The organism is Brevibacterium rongguiense (genome assembly GCF_009857845.1).
GTDB lineage: Bacteria > Actinomycetota > Actinomycetes > Actinomycetales > Brevibacteriaceae > Brevibacterium > Brevibacterium rongguiense.
The window spans coordinates 17,736-39,556 of the sequence record NZ_WWEQ01000006.1; the positions used below are offsets into that span (position 1 = coordinate 17,736).

The window sequence follows — 21,821 nt, forward strand, 5'->3', positions numbered from 1 at the left end:
GCCCAGCACCACGGCTAGCGCCTCAGCACCCCGGCCAGCGGCTCAGCACGGCAAGCCGCTCAGCACTCGACGACGTTGACGGCGAGGCCGCCCATCGCGGTTTCCTTGTACTTGTTGGACATGTCCGCGCCCGTGTCCTTCATCGTCTTGATGACCTCGTCGAGGCTCACACGGTGCGTACCGTCGCCCCACATGGCCATCTTCGCGGCGTTGATCGCCTTGCCCGCGGCGATCGCGTTGCGCTCAATGCAGGGCACCTGCACAAGCCCGGCGATCGGATCGCAGGTCAGGCCCAGATTGTGCTCCATCGCGATCTCCGCGGCGTTCTCGATCTGCTCGGGCGTGCCGCCCAGCACGGCGGCCAGGCCGCCGGCCGCCATGGACGAAGCCGAGCCGACCTCGCCCTGGCAGCCCACCTCGGCCCCGGAGATCGACGCGCCCTCCTTGTAGAGCACGCCCACGGCGGCGGCGGTGAGGAGGAACTCGACGATCGCCTGCTCGCGCGCGTCCTGGCCGCCCTCGAGCACCGCGGGCACGTAGTGCAGCGCGTAGTGCATGACGGCCGGGATGATGCCGGCGGCGCCGTTCGTGGGGGCGGTGACGACGCGCCCGCCCGAGGCGTTCTCCTCGTTGACCGCGAGCGCGATGAGGTTGACCCACTCCTGGTAGAAGCGCGGGTCGCGGCCCGGGTCCTCCTCCTTGAGGCGCAGGTGCCAGTCGTGGGCGCGCCGGCGCACCTTGAGCCCGCCGGGCAGGTGGCCGGAGCGGTCGAGCGAGTTCGCCGCGCACTCCTCCATGACGGCGTGGATGTGCAGCAGCCCGGCGCGCACCTCGGACTCCGTGCGCGCGGTCGTCTCGTTGGCCATCATGATCTGCCAGAAGGCCAGTCCCGTGCGCCGGGAGATCGCGAGCAGCTGGGCCGCCGAGGCGAAGTCGTAGACGGCGTCGTGTGCGCCGGGGGGCACGGCGAATGCCTCCGCAGCCGAGGTGCGGGCCGAGGCGCCGACGGCGCCCGCCGCGTCCCCCGTCTCTCCCGCCGTCTCCGGCGTGTCCGCGAGGTCCGGGCCGATTGCCTCCTGCTCGTCCGAGGCCGCGACGACGAATCCGCCGCCCACGGAGAAGTAGGTCTCGTGGGCCAGCTGGGCCCCGGCGGCGTCGAAGGCGGTGAGCTCGAGGGCGTTCGTGTGGCGCTGGAGCACCGTGAGCGGGCGCTGGACCATGTCGGCCACCGCGAAGTCGATGACGCGCACATCGCCCAGGCGCACCTGCCCGGTGGCGCGCATGCGGGCGTTGCGCTCCTCGACCTCGTTGGGGCTCACGTCCTCCGGGCGGCATCCCTCGAGGCCCAGCATGATCGCGTCGAACGTGCCGTGGCCGGCCCCCGTGGCGGCGAGCGAGCCGTAGACGTCCACCCGCAGGCGGGCGACCTCGTCCAGCGCGGGGCCCACGAGGTCGACGAAGCTCGCGGCGGCCCGCATGGGCCCCACGGTGTGCGAGGACGATGGGCCGATGCCCATTGTGAACAGGTCGAACGCGCTGACGGGCATGGGCCCGGTGCCTCAGAGGTGGTTGGCCTGCGCGTAGGCCGCGGCGTCCATGAGCGGACCAGCCTCGGAGACCGCGACCTCGAAGAGCCAGCCGTCGCCGTAGGGGTCCGTGTTGAGGATGCCGGGCGTGGCGGAGGCGAGCTCGTTGACGGCGGTGACCTCGCCCGTGACCGGGGAGTAGATGTCCGAGACGGACTTCGTCGACTCCACCTCGCCGCAGGTCTCCCCCGCGATGATGTGGGTGCCCACGGCGGGCGCGTCGACGTAGACGACCTCGCCCAGCGCATCGGCGGCGACGGCGGTGATGCCCACGCGCACGGTCGCGCCGGCCACGGCCTGGGCCTCGGCGCTCACCCACTCGTGCTCGGCGGAGTAGGAGAAGTCCTGCGGGAGGGCGGGCAGTTCGGCCATGATGGGGTCCTTTCGAAGACGTGGGGGGTGCGGAGCCTCAGCGCTCGCGGCGGTAGAAGGGCAGCTCGACGACGGTGAACGGCAGCCCCTTGCCGCGCACGTCGACGTCGAGCGCGGTGCCCGGCTCGGCCTGCGCGCGGTCGACGTAGGCCAGCGCCACCGGGCGGCCCAGTGTGGGCGAGGGCTGGCCCGAGGTGATCGTGCCGACCTCCTGCCCGCCGGCCAGCACGGTCGAGCCCTCGCGGGCGGCGCGGCGCTGGTCCGAGCTCAGCCCCACGAGCACGCGGGCCGGCTGCGCACCGGCCAGCGCCTCGAGCGCGGCGCGGGCGGCGAAGTCGCCCTTGTTCTTCAGCGCGGCATCGGCCATCCGGCCCAGCCCGGCATCGTAGGGCGTCGTCTCGAGCGTGAGCTCGTGGCCGTAGAGCGGCATCCCGGCCTCGAGGCGCAGGGAGTCGCGCGCGGCCAGCCCGCAGGGCTGCAGGCCCAGCGCCTCGCCCTCGTTGCTCAGCGCGTTCCACAGCAGCACGGCGTGCTCGGCGGGCACGTAGAGCTCGAACCCGTCCTCGCCCGTGTAGCCGGTGCGCGCCACGAGCACGTCGAGGCCCGCAATGGTCAGCGTCATCCACGCGTAGTACTTGAGCTCGCGCAGCCCCTGCTGGGCGGCGGTCTCACCGCCGGCGGCGCCGTCGTCCTGGGTGGCGAGCAGGATGGCCTCCGCGGCGGGGCCCTGGACGGCGATGAGCGCGATGTCCGCGGACTTGTCGATGACCTCCACGCCCGCGCCGAATGCGCGCGCCCGCTCCGTGAGCACCGCGGCCACGGCCGGGGCGTTCGAGGCGTTGGGCACGACGAGGTAGTCGTCCTCGTCGAGGCGGTACGTGATGAGGTCGTCGACGATGTGGGCGTCGTCGTCGACGATGACGCCGTACTTCGCCCGCCCCACCTTCATCGTCGAGTACGTGGCGAGCATGGCCGCGTCGAGGAACGCGCCGGCCTGCGGCCCGGTGACCTGCACCTCGCCCATGTGGGAGAGGTCGAAGATGCCGGCGGCCTCGCGCACGGCGCGGTGCTCGGCGAGCTCGGAGCCGTACTTGAGCGGCATGTCCCAGCCGCCGAAGTCCGTGAAGCTCGCGCCCAGCTGGCGGTGGATGGTGTGGAGCGGTGTCGTCTGCGTCATCGCTGGCTCTCCTTCTGCTGGGCCCCGTGGCCGCCGGCCGGCTGCGCGCCGGCGAAGGCGAGGAACTCCTCGTAGTGATCCGATTCGAACGATTCCGGCGGCGGGCACGAGCACACGAAGTTCCGGTCGCCCCAGGCGCCGTCGATCCGGCGCACCGGCGGGAAGTACTTCGTCAGCTCGAGGCTCTCGACGGGGAAGACCGCGGTGCGCCGCGAGTACTTCGCATCCCAGTCGTCCATCACGGACGTCGCGGTGTGCGGCGCCGCGTGCAGCGGGGACTCCTCGTAGGCGTAGTCCGCGCCGATGCGGTCGATCTCCGCCCGGATGGCGCGCATCGCCGCGATGAAGCGGTCGAGCTCGTCCTTGTCCTCGCTCTCCGTGGGCTCCACCATGAGCGTGCCCGGCACGGGGAAGGCCAGCGTGGGGGCGTGGAAGCCGTAGTCGATGAGGCGCTTGGCCACGTCCTCGGCGGTCACCCCGGTGGCGGCGGTGAGCTCGCGCAGGTCGAGGATGCACTCGTGGGCGACGAGCCCGGACTCGCCCGTGTAGAGCACGGGGAACGCATCCCCCAGCTCGTGGGCGATGTAGTTGGCATTCAGCAGCGCGGTGCGCGTGGCCTCGGTGAGCCCGTCGGGGCCCATGAGCCGCAGGTAGGCCCAGCTGATGGGCAGGACACCCGCGGAGCCGAACAGCGTCGAGGTGACCGGCAGCGCCGTGGCCGCCTCGTCGCCGGCCACGAGCGCGGCCTGGCGCGGATCGCCGGGCAGGAACGCCTCGAGGTGCTCGCGCACGGCCACCGGGCCCACGCCCGGCCCGCCGCCGCCGTGGGGGATGCAGAACGTCTTGTGGAGGTTGAGGTGGGAGACGTCCCCGCCGAACCGGCCCGGCTGGGCGAGCCCAAGCAGCGCGTTGAGGTTCGCGCCGTCGACGTAGACCTGACCGCCGGCCGCGTGGACCTTCGAGCACACGAGGCGCACATCGGACTCGTAGACGCCGTGCGTCGATGGGTACGTGATCATGATGCCGGCGAGCTCATCGGCGTGCTTGGCGATCTTCGCGTCCAGGTCGTCGAGGTCGATCGAGCCGTCTTCCGCGGTCTTGACGACGACGACGCGCAGCCCGGCGAGCACCGCGGAGGCCGCGTTCGTGCCGTGGGCGGACTGCGGGATGAGGACGACGCGGCGCCCGTGGTCGCCGCGGCTGACGTGGTAGCCGCGGATCGCCAGCAGGCCGGCCAGCTCGCCCTGGGAGCCGGCATTGGGCTGGAGGGAGACGCGGTCGTAGCCGGTCACCTCGGCGAGCATGGCCTCGAGGCTCGCGATGAGCGCGCGCCAGCCGGCGGTCTGCTCCCCCGGCGCGAACGGGTGGATGCCCGCGAAGCCCGGCCACGTGATGGCCTCCATCTCCGCGACCGCGTTGAGCTTCATCGTGCACGAGCCCAGGGGGATCATCGTGCGGTCGAGGGCGAGGTCGCGATCGGCCAGCGTGCGCATGTAGCGCATCATCCGCGTCTCCGAGGTGTGCTCGTGGAAGACGGGGTGCGTGAGGTACGCCGAGGCGCGGGTCAGGGCCCCGGGCAGGCGCGGGGCGGGCGTCTGCCCGGGCCCGAAGTCGCCGGCCGCCCCGGCCTCGAACGTCGCCTCGTCGATGGTGCGCGCGGCGCCGAGCGCGCTCAGCAGCGCGTTGGCATCGGCCACGGTGTGCGGCTCGCCGAACGACACCCCCACGGTCGTCTCGTCGATGAGCCGGATGTTGATGCCCGCGGCATCGGCGGCCGCGACGGCGGCCTGCGCGTCGGGCACAGTGAGCGCGACCGTGTCGAAGAAGTCGCCGGCGGCCGCCTCGGCGCCCTCGATGGAGCCCGCGGCGGCCGCGAACGCGTGGGCGAGGCGGTGGATGCGCGAGGCGATCCGCTGGAGGCCCGCGGGGCCGTGGTAGCAGGCGTAGAACGAGGCGACGTTGGCCAGGAGCGCCTGCGCGGTGCAGATGTTGCTCGTGGCCTTCTCGCGGCGGATGTGCTGCTCGCGGGTCTGGAGCGACAGGCGGTAGGCGGGCTTGCCGTCCGCGTCCTTGGACACGCCCACGAGGCGGCCGGGCAGCTGGCGCTTGAGCTTGTCCGCCACCGCCAGGAATGCGGCGTGGGGGCCGCCGAAGAACAGCGGGACACCGAAGCGCTGGGCCGAGCCCACCGCGATGTCCGCGCCCTGCTCGCCGGGCGAGGCCAGGAGGGTCAGGGCCAGCAGGTCCGTGTCGAAGGCGACGAGCGCGCCGCGCTCGTGGGCGCCGGCGATCGCGTCGTCGAAGGCGCGGATGGCGCCGGTGGTGCCGGGCTGGGCGCAGACGATGCCGAAGACGTCCTCGCCCACGAGGCCCTGCGCGAGGTCCGCGACCTGCACGTGGATGTCCATGGCCCTGGCCCGGGCGCGGACCACGGCGATCACCTGTGGGTGGAGTTCGGTGTCGAGGACGACCGTCGAGCCCTTCCTGTTCGCGCGGTGCATGAGCAGGATCGCCTCGAAGACCGCGGAGGCCTCGTCGAGGAGGGACGCATTGGCGATGTCGAGGCCGGTGAGATCCTGGACGGCCTGCTGGAAGTTCAGCAGCGCCTCGAGCCGGCCCTGGCTGATCTCCGGCTGGTACGGGGTGTAGGCGGTGTACCAGGCGGGGTTCTCCACGACGTTGCGCCGGATGACCGGCGGGGTGATCGTGTCGGAGAAGCCCTGGCCGATGAGCTGGGTGCGCTGGACGTTGTCTGCGGCAAGGGCGCGCAGCTCGTCGAGCACCTGCGCCTCGGAGACGGCCCGCGGCAGGGTGAGCTCGCCCTCGAGGGCGATGGAGGAGGGCACGGCGGCCGCGGACAGCGCCTCGAGGGAGTCGTAGCCGAGGGTGTCGAGCATCGCCGCGGTCTGGTCCGGGCGGGGCCCGATGTGGCGGTCGGCGAACGGCCGCGGGGCATCGCCGGAGCGCGGGTCGCGGTCCGAGCCGGCCGGCGCGGCGGTGCTGTGCGGATCGGGGGTGCTGTGCGAGCGGGCTTCGTGCGAATCGGCGGTCATGGAGGTCCTCCTGTCGTCTCCGGTGCGCGCACCGGCCGTACGTGAGCGATCCTCCCCGCTCTGTCACAGCCCGCGCGGGTGCGGCGGGCGTGCTCCAGAGGTGCCTGCGCGTCCTGGTACTGGGCCTGAGAGTTTCCCGGGGAGGGAATTGCACCTACGGCGTCCGGCGGCAGCGAGGGGCGCGGCCGTCCGGGCTCTCCCAGAACGTGTCATTGCGGCATATGCGATTGTGGGGGTCCTGCGCTGCGGCCTGCGCGGGCGCAGGACAGCGACGTCAGTATAGCGTGCAAGATCACATTCGCAGGCGCCTCGGGGGCGCAGGGCGTGCCCCCCCCTCAGAGCGCGTGGCGCACCGTCCCGCCCACCGCGGCGACGAGCACGCGGGCATCCCGAATGGCGCATGCGTGGTCGAACAGCGCGTCCTCGCTGCCGTACGCCCCGGTCTCCGGATCGAGGCCGGGGTGGACGAGCGGGTCGACGTCGAGGGCGATGAAGTCCGCCTCCATGCCGGGCGCCAGCCGGCCCGTGCGCGCCTCGCGGCCGGCCGCGTAGGCCGCGCCCGAGGTGTGGGCCTCGAGGGCGGCCCGCGCGCTGATCCTGCGCTCGGGCTGGAAGGACGTGGCCGGATCTCCCTCGATGTCCGCGCGCGTCATCGCCGCGTAGATCGCGGCGAACGGATTCGACGGCTCCACCGGGCCGTCGGAGCCGAAGGCCAGCGGCGCCCCGGCCGCGGCGAGCTCCCCCCAGGCGTAGGCGGCCAGCCGCTCGTCCGGGCGCAGGGCGGCCAGCAGGTGGAGGTCGGAGATGCAGTGGCGCGGCTGCATCGAGGCGACGATGCCCAGCTGGCCGAAGCGGGCCACATCGGCGGGCTGGACGAACTGGGCGTGCTCGATCCGGCGGCGCAGCACGGACCCGAACCGCGCCTCGGCGGCCCTGTTGGCCTCCTGCGTGCGGGCGTAGGCGCTCAGCACGTGGTGGTTGGCCTGGTCCCCGATCGCGTGGATGGCCGTCCCGATGCCGTGGGAGAGCGCGGTCTCGATCTGCGAGACGAGGACGTCCTCCGTGGCGATCTGCATGCCGTACGCGGCGGGGGCGCCCGCGGCGTGCGGGTAGGCGCTCGACATGAAGGCCGACTGCGAGCCCAGCGCGCCGTCGGAGAAGAGCTTGAGGCCGCCGTGGTGGAACCAGGCGTCGCCGCCGCCGGTGCGCCAGCCGGTCTTCACCGCCCAGTCGAACTCCTCGAGCCGCAGGTACTTCACGACCCGCATGTCCAGGCCGCCGCGCTCGCGTAGGGCGAGCCATGCCTCGCGGGAGAGCTCGCCGTCGATGTCGTGGACGCCGGTGAGCCCCTCGGCCAGCCAGGCGCGCTGGGCGGCGGCCATGCGGTCGGCGCCGAGTTCGCGGGGGGCGTGCGGGACCTGGCGCTCGACGAGGGTGGCGGCGTCCTCGCGCAGGATGCCGGTGGCGCGGCCCTCCGCGTCGCGGACGATCTCGCCGCCCCGGGGGCTGGGGGTGGAGGCGTCGATGCCGGCGGCGCGCAGCGCGGCGCCATTGCACCACAGCGTGTGGTAGTCGATCGACCACACGGCCACCGGGCGATCCGGCACGGCGGCGTCGAGGAGGGCGCGGCCGGGCTGGCCGCCGCCGCCCTTCCAGCGATTGCAGTCCCAGCGGCCGCCGCCCACCCACACGCCGTCCGGCAGGGTGCGGGCATAGGCGGCGATCGCCTCGACCGCCTGGGCCTCGCTGCGCGCCTGGCGCAGGTCCACCTGGGCCAGCGATTCCGCGTAGCTCATGGCGTGCAGGTGCGCATCGACGAGGCCCGGGATGACGGGCGCACCGCGCAGGTCGACCGTCTCCTCCAGGCGCCCGGCCGCGTGGGCCGCGAGCTCTTCGGCGCCGCCCACCGCGGCGATCGCCTCGCCGTCGGTGAGGATCGCCTCCGCGCGGGGCCGCGCGGGGTCGAGGGTGTGCACGACGGCGTTGGTGAACAGGCGCATGGCCGCAGTCTATGTGGGGCGGCTCCGGGTTCTGAGGGTGCTCCCGCGTCACCGCAGAGGCGCCGGTTTACTGCAGAGACTCCGCGGCCCCGGCGATCGCCGCGAGCTGGGCGGCGGCGCCCACATCCTCGCGCGCACCCGCCGCAATGAGCATGTCCGAGCGGGAGCGCGGCCGGCGCACGGCCGCCCCCGCCTCCTGCGCGATGAGGGCACCCGCCGCCCAGTCGTAGACGCCCAGCCCGCGCTCGTAGTAGGCGCTCACGCGCCCCTCGGCGACCTGGCACAGGTCGAGCGCCGCCGAGCCCATGCGCCGCGCGTCGTCGTAGCCGGCCATGATCGCCGCGAACTCGCGCAGCTGCAGCTCCCGGCGCTCCGGGGCGTAGCCGAAGCCGGTGGCGACGATCCGACCGCCCTGCCCGCGGTCGCGGGCGCGCAGGCGCGACGCCGCAGGGTCCCAGCGGACCCAGCCGCCGGGCAGGCCACGCGGTCCGCGGGCCTTCCACGCGCCGGCGCCGGCACGCGCGAACCAGACGCTGCCCAGCTCCGGGGCCGCCACGAGGCCCGCCTCCCAATGGGCATCCGCGGGATTGCCGCCGCTCCCGCTGCCGCCACCGCCGCCCGCCCGCGCCGCACCGATCGAGAAGCAGTGGTGCTCGATGCCGCGCACGAAGTTCGCGGTGCCGTCGATCGGGTCGACGTGCCACTCGAGCGGGCCCGGGGCCGCCGCGGCGAGCCGCGCCCGAGTGAGCGGGGAGAGCGAGCTGGCCAGCGCCTCGGCGGCGGGGTGGTCGGACACCTCGAGCGCCGCGGCGCCCTCCTCGCCCACGATCCGGTCACCGGGGCGCAGGCGCAACAGGAATCCGCGCACCAGGCCCTCGATCTCCCCATCGGCGCGGGTCACGAGGTCGTTGCGCTCGCCCTTTGAATCGACGATCGCCGACCCCAGCAGCGGGCGCCAGTGGGCCATGCGCTGGCAGGCGATGGCGGCGGCATCGGCGCACAGGGCCAGCAGCGAATCCGCGCCGATCGCGGCGGGACCGCCGCACCGGGGAGCGTGGCTCAGGAGCCGATCCTGCCGCGCTGCTGCGGTGCGGCGATGGCGGCGATGCCCGCGCCCTGGGCGGGGACCGGCTCCACGTCCTTCCGGTGGCGGCGGGCGATCTCCTGGACCGCCTGTGAGGAGGTGCCGGCGGCATCGGCGATGGCGGCGTAGGTGATTCCGCTGTCGCGGGCCTTGAGAATCGCCGAGATGTAGTTGCTGTTGACGTTCAACCGCTGCCGGGCAATGCGCCGGACAGTGCCGACCACTGCACGCTGTTCAGTTGAAAGCTCTTTCGCGCGACGTGACATTGTGAATATCCCTTGGTCTGCTTAGAGTCCTCGGTACCGATCATAGCGCACACCTCGCTCAGCTCAACCCCCCGGGGGACGGGCCTCCACCAGGCATTCCGCAACCTGAATTGACAACATGACCTGCGATAACGTCGGCCCCTCGCCCCTCTTTTACGGATCCTGCGCAGTGCGCGAGAATGGCACTATGACGACGGTCGCCGATGCCCACGCAGACTCCCCGGCCCGGGAGGCGGTGGGCCCGGCAACCGGGAGCGTCGCCGCGGAGCTGCGGGCCGCCGGCTGCGCCGAGGCGACCGCCGACCCCACCGTGCTCGCCGCCTATTCCTCCGACGGCTCGCTGTTTCGCCTCCGCCCGCAGGCCGTCGCCTTCCCCCGCGCCGACGCCGAGGTGGCCGCCGCCCTCCAGACCGCGCGCCGGCTGGGCGTGGGCCTCGTGTGCCGCGGGGCCGGCACGTCGTTGGCCGGCAACGCCGTGGGCACGGGCATCATCCTCGACTTCTCCCGCCACCTCAACCGGATCCTCGAGCTCCTCCCCGCCGAGCGCGCGGTGTGGGTGGAGCCCGGGGTCGTCCACGCGCAGCTCCAGGCGGCGGCCAAGCCCCACGGTCTGCGCTTCGGGCCCGACCCGTCGACGAACTCGCGCTGCACGATCGGCGGGATGATCGGCAACAACGCGTGCGGGCCGCGCGCCATGGGCTACGGGCGCACGGTGGACAACATCGAGGCCCTCGACGTCATGCTCGCCGACGGCACCGTGGTCCGGTTGGACGGGCAGGACGACGCGCGCCACTTCCCTCGGCTGCACGCGCTCGTCGCCCGCAGCCTCGAGCCCATTCGCACCGAGGTCGGGACGTTCAGCCGGCAGGTGTCCGGCTACGGCCTCGACTGGCTGCTGCCCGAGCACGGCTTCGACCTGCGCCGGGCATTCGCGGGCTCCGAGGGGACGTGGGGCATCGTCCTGCGCGCCCGGATGCGCCTCGTCGCCGAGCCCGCTCACCTGGCAACGGCCGTACTGGGCTACCCGGACATGGCCGCGGCCGCCGACGATGTGCCCGCCCTGCGAGCGTTCCCCGTCACCGCCTGCGAGGGCCTGGAGCGGCGCATGCTCGACCGCCTCATCGAGGCGAAGGGCCGCGCGGCGGTGCCCGACATGCCCGAGGGCGGCGGTTGGATGGTCATCGAGCTGGCCGGGGATTCCGCGGAGGAGCTGCAGGCCAGCGCCCGGGATCTCGTGGCGGCCTCCCACGCCCAGGACTCCATGGTGTTCGGCGGCGGCGATCCCACGGCCGCGGCGATCTGGAAGATCCGCGCGGACGGGGCGGGCCTCGTCTCCCGCACGCCCGACGGCAGGGACGCCCACGCCGGGTGGGAGGACTCCGCGGTGCCGCCCGAGCACCTGGGCGACTACATCCGCGCACTCATGGAGCTGCTGGACCGGCACGGGCTCTGGGCGCTGCCCTACGGGCACTTCGGCGACGGGTGCCTGCACATGCGCGTGGACTTCCCGCTGGATGAGGACGGCGGCCGGCAGGCGATGCGCGACTTCATGTTCGATGCCGCGCGGCTCGTGGCCCGATTCGGCGGCTCCGTCTCCGGCGAGCACGGCGATGGGAGGGCGCGCGGCGAACTCCTGCCGCGCATGTTCTCCCCCGCGGTGATCGAGCTCTTCGCCCAGGTCAAGGCGCTGTTCGACCCCCGCGACACCCTCAATCCCGGCATCATCGTGGCGCCCGACGCGCTGGACGAGGACATCCGGACCGCCCAGGTGAGGCCGGGGGACATGCCCGCGGGGAAGACGGGGCTCGCGTTCGCCCTCGCCGGCGATGGCGGTGATTTCGCCACCGCGGTGCACCGCTGCACCGGCGTGGGCAAGTGCCGCGCCGATTCCGCGGCCGGCGGCGGGGTCATGTGCCCGTCCTACCAGGCCACGCGCAACGAGGTGGATTCGACGCGCGGCCGCGCGCGGGTCCTCCAGGAGATGGTGCGCGGCGAGGACGTCCAGCGCGACTGGCGGGCCCCCGAGGTGCACGAGGCGCTCGACCTCTGTCTCAGCTGCAAGGCCTGCGGTTCCGAGTGCCCCACCGGCACGGACATGGCCACCTACAAGGCCGAGGTGCTCTACCAGGCCTACCGCGGCCGGCTTCGGCCCGCCGACCACTACCTGCTGGGCTGGCTGCCCGTGCTCAGCCGCGCGGCCGCTCCGCTGGCGCCCCTGGTGAACCTCGTGGGCCGCGTGCCCGCGCTGGCCGCGGTCGCAAAGCGCGCGGGCCGCATCGACGGCCGCCGCGCGATCCCGGCGTTCACCCGCCGCACGTTCACCCGATGGTTCCGGCACGCGGGTGCGGCCCCCGCGGGCCGCGAGCGGCGGCGTCAGCGCGAGGTGGTGCTGTTCGCCGATTCGTGGTCGAACTTCTTCGCGCCGCGGGTGCTGGCCGCCGCGGTGGCCGTGCTGCGCGATGCGGGCGTGGATGTGCGGGTGCTGCCGAGCACCGAGTGCTGCGGCCTCAGCCTCATCTCCACGGGGCAGCTGGATGGGGCGAAGCGGCTGCTGGGCTCGGCGGTCGAGGCGCTCGACGCGACGGATGCCGCGGGTGAGGCCGTTCCGATCATCGGCGTGGAGCCCTCCTGCACCGCGGTGCTGCGCGAGGATGCGGTGGCGCTCCTGGGCACGGATGCGGCGCGCCGGGTCGCGGAGCGGACGAAGACCCTCGCCGAATACCTCCTGGAGATCGGCTACCGCCCGCAGGATCTGACCGGGGTGCGCGCCGTGGTGCAGCCGCACTGCCACCAGAGCGCGGTCATGGGCTTCGCCGCGGACGAGGAACTCCTCGATCGCGCGGGCGTCGAGCGGACCGTGTTGGGCGGCTGCTGCGGGCTGGCGGGCAACTTCGGCGTCGTGGAGGGCCATTACGAGGTCTCCGAGGCCGTGGGCGAGCTGGCCCTCCTGCCCGCTGTGCGCGCGGCCGCCCCGGATACCGTGGTCCTTGCCGACGGGTACTCCTGCCGCACGCAGCTCCACGACCTCAGCGACCGTCGAGGCGTCCACCTCGCCGAGCTGCTCGCCTGGGGCCTCGAGGCCCCGTGAGCGGGAGGGGCGGGAACCGGGTGCGCTAGAACGGCGGCGGATCATCGCTTGCCCATCGAGATGCGGGACGGGAGCCTGTGGCCCGGTCTTCTGCGCCAGCCCACCTCTCCTCCCCTGAGACGGGGCCGCCCGGGCGCACCGGTGGCCGCGCACGGAGCACCCGCGCGTACGCGGCCGGCTCCGCGCTCAGCGGAAAGTCCGGGTGGGGTCCGGTGCACACCGGCGGCTCTCCCTCGGGCCGCGCCGGGGAGCCATCGGAGGCAAGCCGGGCGCCGCTGACCATGTCGACCCGGTGCCATTCGGCAATGGACCCTGCGGCGGCAGGACCTGCGCCGCCGCTGCAGTCCTCGGTGTCCTCCGGTGACTCGGACGCGTAGGCGCGCAGCGCGGCCACCTGCCGCGCGTGTTCGGTGTCGATGGGTGAGCCGGGGGCTGCGACCGGCCCCACCAGGGGCGATGGGAACGTCCACCGCACGCCGCCGCCGCGCATCGCATCGTCGCGTTCGACGGCGAATTGCCGATTCGTCTTGAGGAGGTGGTGTCTGCGGCACAGGGGATGGAGATTGTGGAGAGCCGTGGGTCCACCGCGGGCAGGGTCGTCGCGGTTGAAGGGAACGATGTGGTCGATGTCTGCGGTCGAAGCGCGGCGAGGGCAGCCCGGCACCGTGCACCACGCCCATTTCGCCATGACCGCCGTCTTCAGCGCCTGCGGGAACGCATAGGTTCTGGCAACGGCTTCGAGCACGGTGCCGGTCGCCGGATCGGTGAGCAGGCGGCGGAGGGACGGCGCGTGCGCGGCGATGAGCCGCGCGTCCTCGGCGGAGACCGGCGAGCAGTCGTCGAGACGGCCGGGCAGTGAGGAGTCGCCCAGCAGGCTGAGGAACGGCACCGTCACGCAGACGCTCGCCTGCTTGCGCAGCCAGTCCGCCGAGGTCGGCATGCGCACCACCATGTCCCGTTGGGCTCCCGAAGGATCGAGCACGGTCAGCGGCAGCTGCGGGATTCCATTCAGCCCGAGGTCGAAGCGGGTCTGGTCGATGGTGCGCTCATCGAGGAAGAGCGCGGCAGAGGACAGCCGCCGGCCGGTCTGCGGATCGACGAAGAGGCCCGCGTGGGACAGTGCGATCGCCCGAGCCCATGCCGTGAGCCGCTGGTACGCGGCTGCGATCTCTGCAGTGGGGCCGGTGTAGAGGAGACACGCGGTCCCGTCGCCGTTGCTCCATCGGCGGACTCTGCGGTTCTTCACCGCCTCATCGCGAGCATCGGCGGGCGGCTGCAGAAGGGCGAAGATCTCGTCGACCGCCCGCTTCCACTGCTTCCACTCCAGTTCCACATTGAGCGCGGTGACGCGCTCATCGAATTCCGGGCGGAGCGTGTCGGCAAGCTGTGCGGCCCTGCCGGCCGCGTAGTCGAGCCGCGCGAAGCCGATCCGGCCCCGTTGCGCCTGGGCCAGCAGCGCTGGCATCGTCACGGTCGCGGCGAACGCGGAGGCCGCCAACGCGTGCGCGCGAGGAATCGTCACGTCCAGACCCGCCGCGAGCGTGATCCACACGACCTCCGGAAGCGCCTCGAGCAGATCCGCGTAGGCGGTCGGCAGCTCATCCTCCGCACCGCCGTTCGGGCCCTGAGACCCGCCCCGACCGCAGTGCCGGCGATAGGCGGCGATGAGCTCGTCGCACAGGGCGAAGGCACGAGCGAGCTGGGCGGCATCGAGGGAGGCGGCCGCGGCACTGAGTCGCGGCCCACGGGGGCGATGCGCATCTCCGGTCGTAGCCCACTCCCCACCGCATGAGGCCGAAGCAGGAATTCCCTCACCGTCGGAACCCTTGCGAGACCGTGGGGGCTCATGCGGATCCGGCGGCGGCGGAGCTGGCGGCGCGGCGGTTGTCACGGTAGTGCCCTCCCTTCTGCCTCGTTGCAGTGGCGGTGCGAAGCGAGAATGCCACTGGTAGGGGATCCTCATTCGTCGATTCGCTCTTCTGTACTAATAGTATTAGATCATCGCGTGCCGGACAAGCACTTTCTTCTGCTGTGACCTTCCGGCATCGGCCCAGCTCGGCGCACCGCCCACCCACGGCACCCTGCCGGCGAATCGAAAAACCGCGCACAGCGATACGTCGCACAGGCTCCCCGGAAGCCGACTCACTCCACTGCGGCGAGAGATCAGCGGCGGGAGCCTGAAACCGCGGTCATGAATAGTGAGTGAGGTGTGACCGTGGGCGCCAAGTTGGGCGTGACCATGAGCCTTGGGGCAGACACGGCCGAGCACGCCGGGTCAGGTGAGGCCAAGAGCCTTGGGTCAGGTGCGGTCATGAACCGGTAGGCAAGCGTTGCCGCGAACGTTGGGGCAGGCGGTACTGCGAACTCTGGGTCAGGTGAGGTGCGGATCATCGGATCAGTGCGAAGGCAGGGTACGCGCCGTTCCACTCCACAGTCGGCCGAGCCGCTGCCCACCGCACCTCGCCGCGCCACGGACAGTTGCGCAGCGACACCCCAGCGAAACGGCACCACAGCGAGACGCGAGCACGCGGGTACCGAGGCACACAGACGTACCCCCCCCCGCCGACGACCGCGCCACGGACGCCCTTCGGCACGCGCACACCGCTCGGCATACTCCCCGGGGCCGTGAATCGATCCGGTCGCGGCGGCGCCGTCATGTCGAGAGCCGCGCGGTGGAGGGCACCTGCGGCGTCGGGCCGACTTCGGCCCCGGGGGCCTGTGCGAGAGTTGCCGCATGACGGAGATGCCGCGTGTGCTGCACACAGCAATCGACGCTCCCGACTGCCGGGCGCTGGCCGAGTTCTACCGGGCCCTTCTGGGCCTCCGGTATCGACCGGGAGACGAACCGCCGGCCGGCAGCGCAGAAGACGACGCCGATTGGCTGGTGCTGATCGAGGACGGCGGGCGTCGCGTTCTCGCATTCCAGCAGAAGACGGACACCGCAGCGCCGACGTGGCCATCGGAAGACGTGCCCATGCAGATGCACCTCGACTTCGCAGTGCCGAACGTCGAGGCCCTGCAACGGCAGGGTCATCGTGCCGAAGAGCTCGGCGCGCGCCTGCTGAGCGATCAGTCACACGACCGCGAGGAGCCCCTCCTCGTCCTTGCCGACCCAGCCGGCCATCCATTCTGCCTGCTGGTCCAGGCGGCTCCGCCTGCCGCCGAAAGCTCGATCGACGTGCCCGATCAGCGCGGCTAGGACTGCACAGCACTGACAGGATTGCCCGGCACCCATGGCAACCAGGTTGCCCAGCACCCCTGAGCACCAGGCCGGGCGCCCGCGAACAGAGGGCAGAGCAATGCGCATGAGCGCCATCCGCACGGGTTTCGCACACATATTTCCCGACGTGATCCCGTCGCCACACCTCCGTGAAAAGACAGGCCTTCACACCCCCATGCCTGGGCATTGAGCACAACGCCCGACTCAACGCGCTGTGCGCAATCCACAGCCCGTCCAGCTGGGCGACGGCCTCACACCCCGACAGGCGCCCCACGCCCACCGGCGCGCCGCGCCACGGGCTGCACCCTCACACTTTTGCGGTGAGGACCGGCACCTCCGCCTCCAGGAGGATGCGCTGAGCCTGGGAGCCCAGGATGAACTTGCCGATCGCGCTGCGCTTGCGCAGGCCGATGACGATGAGGCTCGCGGAGTGCTCGGCGACAAGCGCATTGAGCGTCTCGACGATATCCGCCTCGGGGTCCGGGTGGACGATGGTCACCTCGACGCCATGGCTGCGCGCGGCGCCCTCGATGTCCTCGACCGCGCCGCCGGGGATACGGTCGACCGCCTCGGCGGATCCCCGCTTGGGCGAGTTGAGGACGACGACGGACTGCGCCCGCAGGGCCGCCTCGGCGAGCCCGACGCGCAGCGCGGCGGCACCCTCGTCGGTGGGCAGGTACGCGATGAGGACGGTCATGCCCCGAGTATAGGCAGGGGGCCTGCCCTCGCCCCCGCCGCGCAGGCTCCCCGCCCCATGGCACGCGCCCCGCTCACCACCAGGCTCCCCGCCCCGGCAGACGAGCGCTCCGCCCCGGCAACACCCCTTGCCGCCTCCCCGCGGCACCGAACCTCCACCGCAGCACCGGCCCCCCACCACACGAGCGATTATCGAAACATTTCCGTGTTGCAAATCGGCAGAGGTGCACCTTACCTTGGATCGGTGACCACCCCCGTATCCGACAGCCCGCACCCCACCCGCGGCAGCGGCCTCACCGCCGCCGATGTGCGCATCGGATACGACGGCGTCCCCGCAGTCGAGGGCGTCGACCTGGCCATGCGGCCCGGTGAGGTCACCGCCCTCGTCGGCCCCAATGGCAGCGGCAAGTCCACCCTCCTGCGCGCCCTCGCGCGGCTCCACCCGCTCACGGCCGGCAGCGTGGCGTTCGGCGACGGCACGGACCTCACCGACCTGCCCTCCCGCGCCCTCGCCACACGGCTGACGATGCTCACGCAGATGCGGCCCACCCCGCAGGGCGTGCGCGTGCGCGACGCCGTGGCCCTGGGCCGCCACCCGCATCGCGGCCGATTCCGCGCCGGCGATCCCGGCGGCGCCGAGGTCATTGCGCGCGCCATGCGCCTGACCGGCGTCGACGCGATCGCCGGGGCCGCGGTCGACGAGCTCTCCGGCGGCCAGCTCCAGCGCGTGTGGCTCGCGTCCTGCCTGGCCCAGGACACCGAGGTGCTGCTGCTCGACGAGCCCACCAACCACCTGGACATGAAGTACCAGGTCGAGCTCCTCGAGCTGCTCTCCGCCCTGGCCCATGACCACGGTGTGTGCGTGGGCGTGGTCCTCCACGACCTCAACCATGCCGCTGCGATCGCCGACCGCGTGGCCCTCCTGTCCGCCGGCAGCATCGCCGCCGAAGGCACCGCGCGCGAGGTGCTGCGCCCCGACCTCCTATCCCAGGTCTACGACATCGACGTCACGACCGGCTACGACGAGGACCACGACCTCGTGATCGTGCGCGCCCGGCCACCTCGGGTGCGCAGGCCCGGCGCGGCCGCCCCCGAGGCGCCCCCCGGTGAGCGCGCGCCCGCCGAGGCCCGCCCGTGACACCCCGCCCGTGACACCCCGCCTGTGACACCCCGCCCACAGCCCACGGCCCACTGCCCCACCCACCAGAGGACACGCATGAAGATCCGCACCGCCATCGCCGCCGCCACCATCGGGCTCCTCGCCCTCAGCGGCTGCGGCACCACCGACGACGCGAAGTCCGCCGGCGACTCGACCACGGGCGCGGCCGCCGGCGGCCCGGTGAGCATCACGGACAGCCGCGGCAAGGAGGTCAAGCTGGACCACCCGGCGCAGAAGGTCGTGGCGCTCGAGTGGTCCGTCGCGGAATACGCGCAGTCGCTGGGCGTGAACCCCGCCGGCGTCGCGGACCCCAAGGGCTACGCCATGTGGGACAAGACGGTCCCGCTGCAGGGCGACCCGAAGGACGTGGGCGTGCGCAACGAGCCCAGCGTCGACTCGATCGCCGGGCTGGAGCCGGACGTCATCCTCGCCGACACCGCCTCCATCCCCGCCAAGCAGATGGCCCAGATGGAGAAGATCGCCCCCGTCGCCGTCTTCACGAGCGCGAACACCTCGGACCTCGTAAGGCTCGTCAAGGACAACCAGGACAAGGTGGGCACGCTGCTCGGCAAGGAGGACGAGGCGAAGCGGCTGGGCGAGGAGTACGACCAGCAGATCGCCGAGGCCAAGAAGAAGGTCGCCGACGCCGGCAAGGAGGGCACGCCGTTCGTCTTCGCCTATCCCTATGAGGATGCGAACGCCCTGAGCATCCGGATGCACGGCCCGGGCTCGGCCCCCAGCGCGATCGGCAAGGGCCTGGGCCTCAAGGACGCGTGGACGAAGAAGGGCGACGCCGAATACGGGGTCGGCCAGTCCGATGTCGAGGGCCTCACCGCCCTCCCCGCGGACGCCCGGTTCTCCTATTGGAAGGACCCGGAGGCGAAGGACCCCATCGAGGGCCTGTCGTCCAACCGGGTGTGGAAGAACCTGGGCTTCGTCAAGGCCGGCAACGTCCACCGCATGGACGCCGGGGTCTGGCTCTACGGTGGCACGAAGTCCATGGCGAAGTACGGCTCCGACCTCGCCGATGCCATCGCGGGCTGAGGCGCCCGCGCGCACCGGCGCGCTCTTCGCCGCCCTGGCGCTGGCCCTCGCCGCGCTCAGCGTCGCGCACCTGCTGCAGGGCACCTCGGCGGTTTCCCCCGCGGACCTGGCCCGCTGGGCACTGGGCGCCGGGCGCGGGGACGAGGCGGGCATCCTCATCGACTCGCGGCTGCCGCGCCTGCTGGCGGGGCTGCTCGTGGGGTGCGCGCTGGGCGTGTCCGGGGCGATCCTGCAGTCGGTGACGCGCAACTCGCTGGCCTCACCGGACACACTGGCGGTCAACGCGGGCGCGTTCCTGGCGCTGACCGCCTGTGCGGCCTTCGGCATCGCGCTGCCGTTCTTCTCCAGCGCGGCCGTGGCGTTCGCCGGCGGACTGGCCACGGCCGCGCTCGTCCTGGCGCTGTCGTCCGGCCCGCGCTCCTCCCCCATCCGGCTCGTGCTCTCCGGCAGCGTCATCACGCTGGGCTTCTCCGCGCTCACCTCCATGCTGCTGCTCTTCTTCCCCTTCCAGACCCAGAGCCTCTTCGCGTGGGGCGCCGGCTCCCTGTCCCAGGCTGGGCTGGGCGGGGTCGTCCGCCTGCTGCCGGTGTGCGCCCTCGCCATCGCCGTCGTCTTCGCGTGCGGCTCGCGCCTGGACGTCCTGCAGCTGGGGCCCGATGCGGCCGCCAGCCTGGGGGTGCGCGTGCGCCCCTGGCAGGCGGCCTTCATCGTCATCGCAGTGGTGCTGGCCGCCGTGGCCGTCACCGCCACGGGGCCGATCGGCTTCGTGGGCCTGTGCGCCCCGGCGCTTGCCCGCATGCTGGGCCGTCCCGTACCGGCGCTCAGCCGCCAGCGCACGATGATCGGGGCCGCCGCGCTCTTCGGCGCACTCCTCGTGGTCGGGGCGGACGTGGGGCTGCGGGCCGCCTTCCGCGGGCTCGACTCCGTGGGCATCCCCACCGGCGTCGTCACCTCGGTCCTCGGCGCCGTCGCGATCATCGTCCTCGCCCAGCGCGTGCGCACGGGCTTCGACGCGGACTCGCTCGTCACCATGCGCGCAGGCACCCGCCTGGGGCTGCGCCATCCGCTCCTGCTCATCGCCGCGACGGCGGCCCTGCTCGCGGCCGCGGTGTTCGCCTCGGTGCTCGCGGGCGACACGCTGCTGCTAGGCGGGGACGTCGTCAACTACGCGCACCACGCCGCCTCCGTGCGCATCGAGATCATCCTGGATGCGCGCCTCCCGCGCGTGCTCGCGGCGCTGCTGGGCGGCGCCTGCCTGGCGCTGGCCGGCGCCGCGCTCCAGGCCGTCACCCGCAACCCGCTCGCGGACCCGGGCGTGCTCGGCATCTCCGGCGGGGCCGGCCTGGGTGCGGTGTTCGTGCTGGTCACCGTGGGCGACTCGACCTTCTGGCCGGTCTTCCTGGGCGCCTCGGGCGCCGCCGCCGCGGTGGGCCTCCTGCTCTTCGGGCTCTCCGCGCGCCGCGGCCTCGACCAGGCGCGCATGGTGCTCGTGGGCGTGGGCATCGCGGCGGCCGCCCAGGCGCTCACCACCGCGCTCATCGTGGCCGCCGATCCGTGGAACCAGGTCATGGCGCAGACGTGGCTCGCCGGCTCGACGTACGTCGCCACGGTCGGCCAGTGCCTCCCCATGCTCGCAAGCCTGGTGCTGGGCGCCGTCGTCCTGGCCAGCGCCCACCGCGACCTGGACCTGCTGCAGATGGACGAGTTCACCCCGCGCATCCTGGGCGTGCGCGTCACCGCCGCCCGCGCCGTGCTGCTGTGCACCGCGCTCCTGCTCACCGCGGCGACGACGGTGACGATCGGCGTCATCTCGTTCGTGGGCCTCGTCGCCCCCCACGCGGCGCGCCTGCTCATCGGCCGGCGCAACGGCGCCCTCCTGCCGCTGGCGGCCCTGCTGGGCGCGCTCCTCGTCACGGTGGCCGATGGGTTCGGCCGCACGATCATCGCCCCCGGCCAGATCCCCGCGGGGCTCGTCACCGCCGTCCTCGGCTGCCCGTACTTCCTGTGGCTCCTGTGGCGGATGAGAAAGGACGCCTGATGCCCGGTTCGTATGCCCCGTTCCCCGCCGCACTCGTGCGCCGCGAGCGGCTCAGCCCCGGTTTCCTCCGGCTGACCTTCGCCGACCCCGCCCTGGCGCGGTTGGGCACCGCGTGCCTCGACCAGCGGGTCAAGCTCGTCTTCGCCGCCGCCGAGGCGCGCGCGGCGCTGCTGGGCGCCCCCGACTGGTTCGCGTGGTGGCGCGGGCTGGCCGAGGCGCAGCGCCCGCCCATGCGCACGTACACCGTGCGCGCGGTGCGCCCCCACGCCGCCGAGGTGGACATCGACTTCGCGGTGCACGGCGCGCTGGGACCGGCCTCCTCGTTCGCCCTCGAGGCGCCGCTGGGCTCCGAGCTGGTGCTCGTGGGCCCGGTGCAGGGCGCCGCGGGAGCGGACCGCGACGGCATCGCGTGGCACCCGGGTGCGGCGCACACGGTGCTCCTCGCCGGCGATGAGACGGCGGCCCCCGCCATCGGCAACATCCTGGCCGCCCTTCCGGCGACCGCTCGCGGTGCAGCCCTCATCGAGGTCGCCGAGGCCGCCGAAGCCCTGGACTTTCCCCACCCGGACGGGGTGGAGGTCGCCTGGCTGCCGCGCGGAGCCGCGCACGGCGACGCGCACGGCGGCGCCGCCGCGCGCGGCACCGGGCTCACCGACGCCGCGCTGCGGTGGTACGACGACTTCGCCGCCGGCCGGGCCGCCGCCCGGGCCGGTGCCGCGGGCGCGGCCGCGGGTGCGGGGGCGTACGAGGAACTGGACGAGATCAGCGCCGACGGGTCAGCACTCCTGTGGGACCAGAGCGACCTGGGGGAACAGGGCGACGTGGGGGTACAGGGCGTCGTGGGGGACGATCCGGGCGCGGGGCTGTTCACGTGGGTCGCGGCGGATGCGGCGACGGTGGCGCGGCTGCGGCGCGCCCTGCGCCGGGAGCGCGGGCTGCCGCGCTCGGGCACCTCGTTCATGGGCTACTGGCGGCCGGGGTACCAGGAGAGCTGAGCCCGGGGCCATCCCCGGCACGCAGGTATGGCGGATCGGCAAC

General features: G+C 73.1%; 15 protein-coding genes and 1 riboswitch. Of the genes, 6 read left to right on the forward strand and 9 right to left on the reverse strand.

The annotated features are described in order from the left end of the window. Positions 1–59 precede the first annotated feature (59 nt). From GSY69_RS02365 to GSY69_RS02395, 7 genes are all read right to left on the reverse strand, one after another. A complete protein-coding gene (locus GSY69_RS02365; protein WP_160952297.1) occupies positions 60–1,547 on the reverse strand; it encodes an L-serine ammonia-lyase in 1,488 nt (495 codons plus the stop codon). Between the two features lie 12 nt (positions 1,548–1,559). Then, positions 1,560–1,958 carry a glycine cleavage system protein GcvH gene (gene gcvH, locus GSY69_RS02370; protein ID WP_160952298.1) on the reverse strand — a complete coding sequence of 133 codons (399 nt, stop codon included), beginning with the start codon at positions 1,956–1,958 and terminating at the stop codon, positions 1,560–1,562. Positions 1,959–1,995: 37 nt separating this feature from the next. Beyond that, the gene (gene gcvT / locus GSY69_RS02375) at positions 1,996–3,135 is read right to left on the reverse strand and encodes a glycine cleavage system aminomethyltransferase GcvT (protein WP_160952299.1); all 1,140 of its coding nucleotides are present in this window, start codon (positions 3,133–3,135) and stop codon (positions 1,996–1,998) included. After that, positions 3,132–6,188, reverse strand: coding sequence for an aminomethyl-transferring glycine dehydrogenase (gene gcvP, locus GSY69_RS02380; RefSeq protein WP_160952300.1), 3,057 nt, complete (start codon positions 6,186–6,188; stop codon positions 3,132–3,134). The genes gcvT and gcvP overlap by 4 nt, the downstream gene beginning before the upstream one ends. Before the next feature lie 104 nt (positions 6,189–6,292). After that, positions 6,293–6,400, reverse strand: a riboswitch (glycine riboswitch). A gap of 123 nt (positions 6,401–6,523) precedes the next feature. Then, the gene (locus GSY69_RS02385) at positions 6,524–8,188 is read right to left on the reverse strand and encodes an amidohydrolase (RefSeq protein WP_160952301.1); all 1,665 of its coding nucleotides are present in this window, start codon (positions 8,186–8,188) and stop codon (positions 6,524–6,526) included. Between the two features lie 67 nt (positions 8,189–8,255). Further along, positions 8,256–9,155: an inositol monophosphatase family protein gene (locus tag GSY69_RS02390; protein ID WP_160952302.1), complete on the reverse strand. Its 900-nt coding sequence runs from the start codon at positions 9,153–9,155 to the stop codon at positions 8,256–8,258. A gap of 92 nt (positions 9,156–9,247) precedes the next feature. Then, positions 9,248–9,538, reverse strand: coding sequence for a hypothetical protein (locus GSY69_RS02395; RefSeq protein WP_235936219.1), 291 nt, complete (start codon positions 9,536–9,538; stop codon positions 9,248–9,250). Positions 9,539–9,725: 187 nt separating this feature from the next. Between GSY69_RS02395 and GSY69_RS02400 the strand changes: the two genes are divergently transcribed. Further along, on the forward strand, positions 9,726–12,626 hold the full coding sequence (locus GSY69_RS02400) for an FAD-binding and (Fe-S)-binding domain-containing protein (RefSeq protein ID WP_160952303.1): 2,901 nt from the start codon (positions 9,726–9,728) through the stop codon (positions 12,624–12,626). A gap of 25 nt (positions 12,627–12,651) precedes the next feature. Here the strand turns inward: GSY69_RS02400 and GSY69_RS02405 are convergent, their stop codons facing one another. Next, positions 12,652–14,148, reverse strand: a complete 1,497-nt coding sequence (locus GSY69_RS02405; RefSeq protein WP_160952304.1) for an HNH endonuclease signature motif containing protein — start codon at positions 14,146–14,148, stop codon at positions 12,652–12,654. A 1,212-nt stretch (positions 14,149–15,360) separates the two neighbouring features. Between GSY69_RS02405 and GSY69_RS02410 the strand changes: the two genes are divergently transcribed. Further along, a complete protein-coding gene (locus tag GSY69_RS02410) occupies positions 15,361–15,825 on the forward strand; it encodes a VOC family protein (RefSeq protein ID WP_160952305.1) in 465 nt (154 codons plus the stop codon). Positions 15,826–16,153: 328 nt separating this feature from the next. Here GSY69_RS02410 and GSY69_RS02415 read toward each other — a convergent pair whose 3' ends face one another. Continuing rightward, positions 16,154–16,543 carry a universal stress protein gene (locus GSY69_RS02415; RefSeq protein ID WP_160952306.1) on the reverse strand — a complete coding sequence of 130 codons (390 nt, stop codon included), beginning with the start codon at positions 16,541–16,543 and terminating at the stop codon, positions 16,154–16,156. Between the two features lie 243 nt (positions 16,544–16,786). Here GSY69_RS02415 and GSY69_RS02420 point away from each other — a divergent pair, with 243 nt between their 5' ends. The 4 genes from GSY69_RS02420 to GSY69_RS02435 all read left to right on the forward strand — a co-directional run bounded on the left by GSY69_RS02420 (position 16,787) and on the right by GSY69_RS02435 (position 21,778). Continuing rightward, on the forward strand, positions 16,787–17,680 hold the full coding sequence (locus GSY69_RS02420) for an ABC transporter ATP-binding protein (RefSeq protein WP_328698726.1): 894 nt from the start codon (positions 16,787–16,789) through the stop codon (positions 17,678–17,680). Positions 17,681–17,758: 78 nt separating this feature from the next. Continuing rightward, positions 17,759–18,745, forward strand: a complete 987-nt coding sequence (locus tag GSY69_RS02425) for an ABC transporter substrate-binding protein (protein ID WP_160952308.1) — start codon at positions 17,759–17,761, stop codon at positions 18,743–18,745. Beyond that, positions 18,729–20,783 (forward strand): iron ABC transporter permease, encoded by a 2,055-nt coding sequence (locus GSY69_RS02430; RefSeq protein ID WP_160952309.1) that lies wholly within the window; start codon positions 18,729–18,731, stop codon positions 20,781–20,783. The genes GSY69_RS02425 and GSY69_RS02430 overlap by 17 nt, the downstream gene beginning before the upstream one ends. Continuing rightward, a complete protein-coding gene (locus tag GSY69_RS02435; RefSeq protein ID WP_160952310.1) occupies positions 20,783–21,778 on the forward strand; it encodes a siderophore-interacting protein in 996 nt (331 codons plus the stop codon). The genes GSY69_RS02430 and GSY69_RS02435 overlap by 1 nt, the downstream gene beginning before the upstream one ends. The last annotated feature ends 43 nt before the right edge of the window (positions 21,779–21,821 follow it).

Excerpts from the sequence above, each read along its gene's own strand:
- GSY69_RS02365 (WP_160952297.1), bottom strand. The coding sequence starts at position 1,547 with ATGCCCGTCAGCGCGTTCGACCTGTTCACAATGGGCATCGGCCCATCG.
- gcvH (WP_160952298.1), bottom strand. The coding sequence starts at position 1,958 with ATGGCCGAACTGCCCGCCCTCCCGCAGGACTTCTCCTACTCCGCCGAG.
- gcvT (WP_160952299.1), bottom strand. The coding sequence starts at position 3,135 with ATGACGCAGACGACACCGCTCCACACCATCCACCGCCAGCTGGGCGCG.
- gcvP (WP_160952300.1), bottom strand. The coding sequence starts at position 6,188 with ATGACCGCCGATTCGCACGAAGCCCGCTCGCACAGCACCCCCGATCCG.
- GSY69_RS02385 (WP_160952301.1), bottom strand. The coding sequence starts at position 8,188 with ATGCGCCTGTTCACCAACGCCGTCGTGCACACCCTCGACCCCGCGCGG.
- GSY69_RS02390 (WP_160952302.1), bottom strand. The coding sequence starts at position 9,155 with ATGGCCCACTGGCGCCCGCTGCTGGGGTCGGCGATCGTCGATTCAAAG.
- GSY69_RS02395 (WP_235936219.1), bottom strand. The coding sequence starts at position 9,538 with ATGTCACGTCGCGCGAAAGAGCTTTCAACTGAACAGCGTGCAGTGGTC.
- GSY69_RS02400 (WP_160952303.1), top strand. The coding sequence starts at position 9,726 with ATGACGACGGTCGCCGATGCCCACGCAGACTCCCCGGCCCGGGAGGCG.
- GSY69_RS02410 (WP_160952305.1), top strand. The coding sequence starts at position 15,361 with ATGACGGAGATGCCGCGTGTGCTGCACACAGCAATCGACGCTCCCGAC.
- GSY69_RS02415 (WP_160952306.1), bottom strand. The coding sequence starts at position 16,543 with ATGACCGTCCTCATCGCGTACCTGCCCACCGACGAGGGTGCCGCCGCG.
- GSY69_RS02425 (WP_160952308.1), top strand. The coding sequence starts at position 17,759 with ATGAAGATCCGCACCGCCATCGCCGCCGCCACCATCGGGCTCCTCGCC.
- GSY69_RS02430 (WP_160952309.1), top strand. The coding sequence starts at position 18,729 with ATGCCATCGCGGGCTGAGGCGCCCGCGCGCACCGGCGCGCTCTTCGCC.
- GSY69_RS02435 (WP_160952310.1), top strand. The coding sequence starts at position 20,783 with ATGCCCGGTTCGTATGCCCCGTTCCCCGCCGCACTCGTGCGCCGCGAG.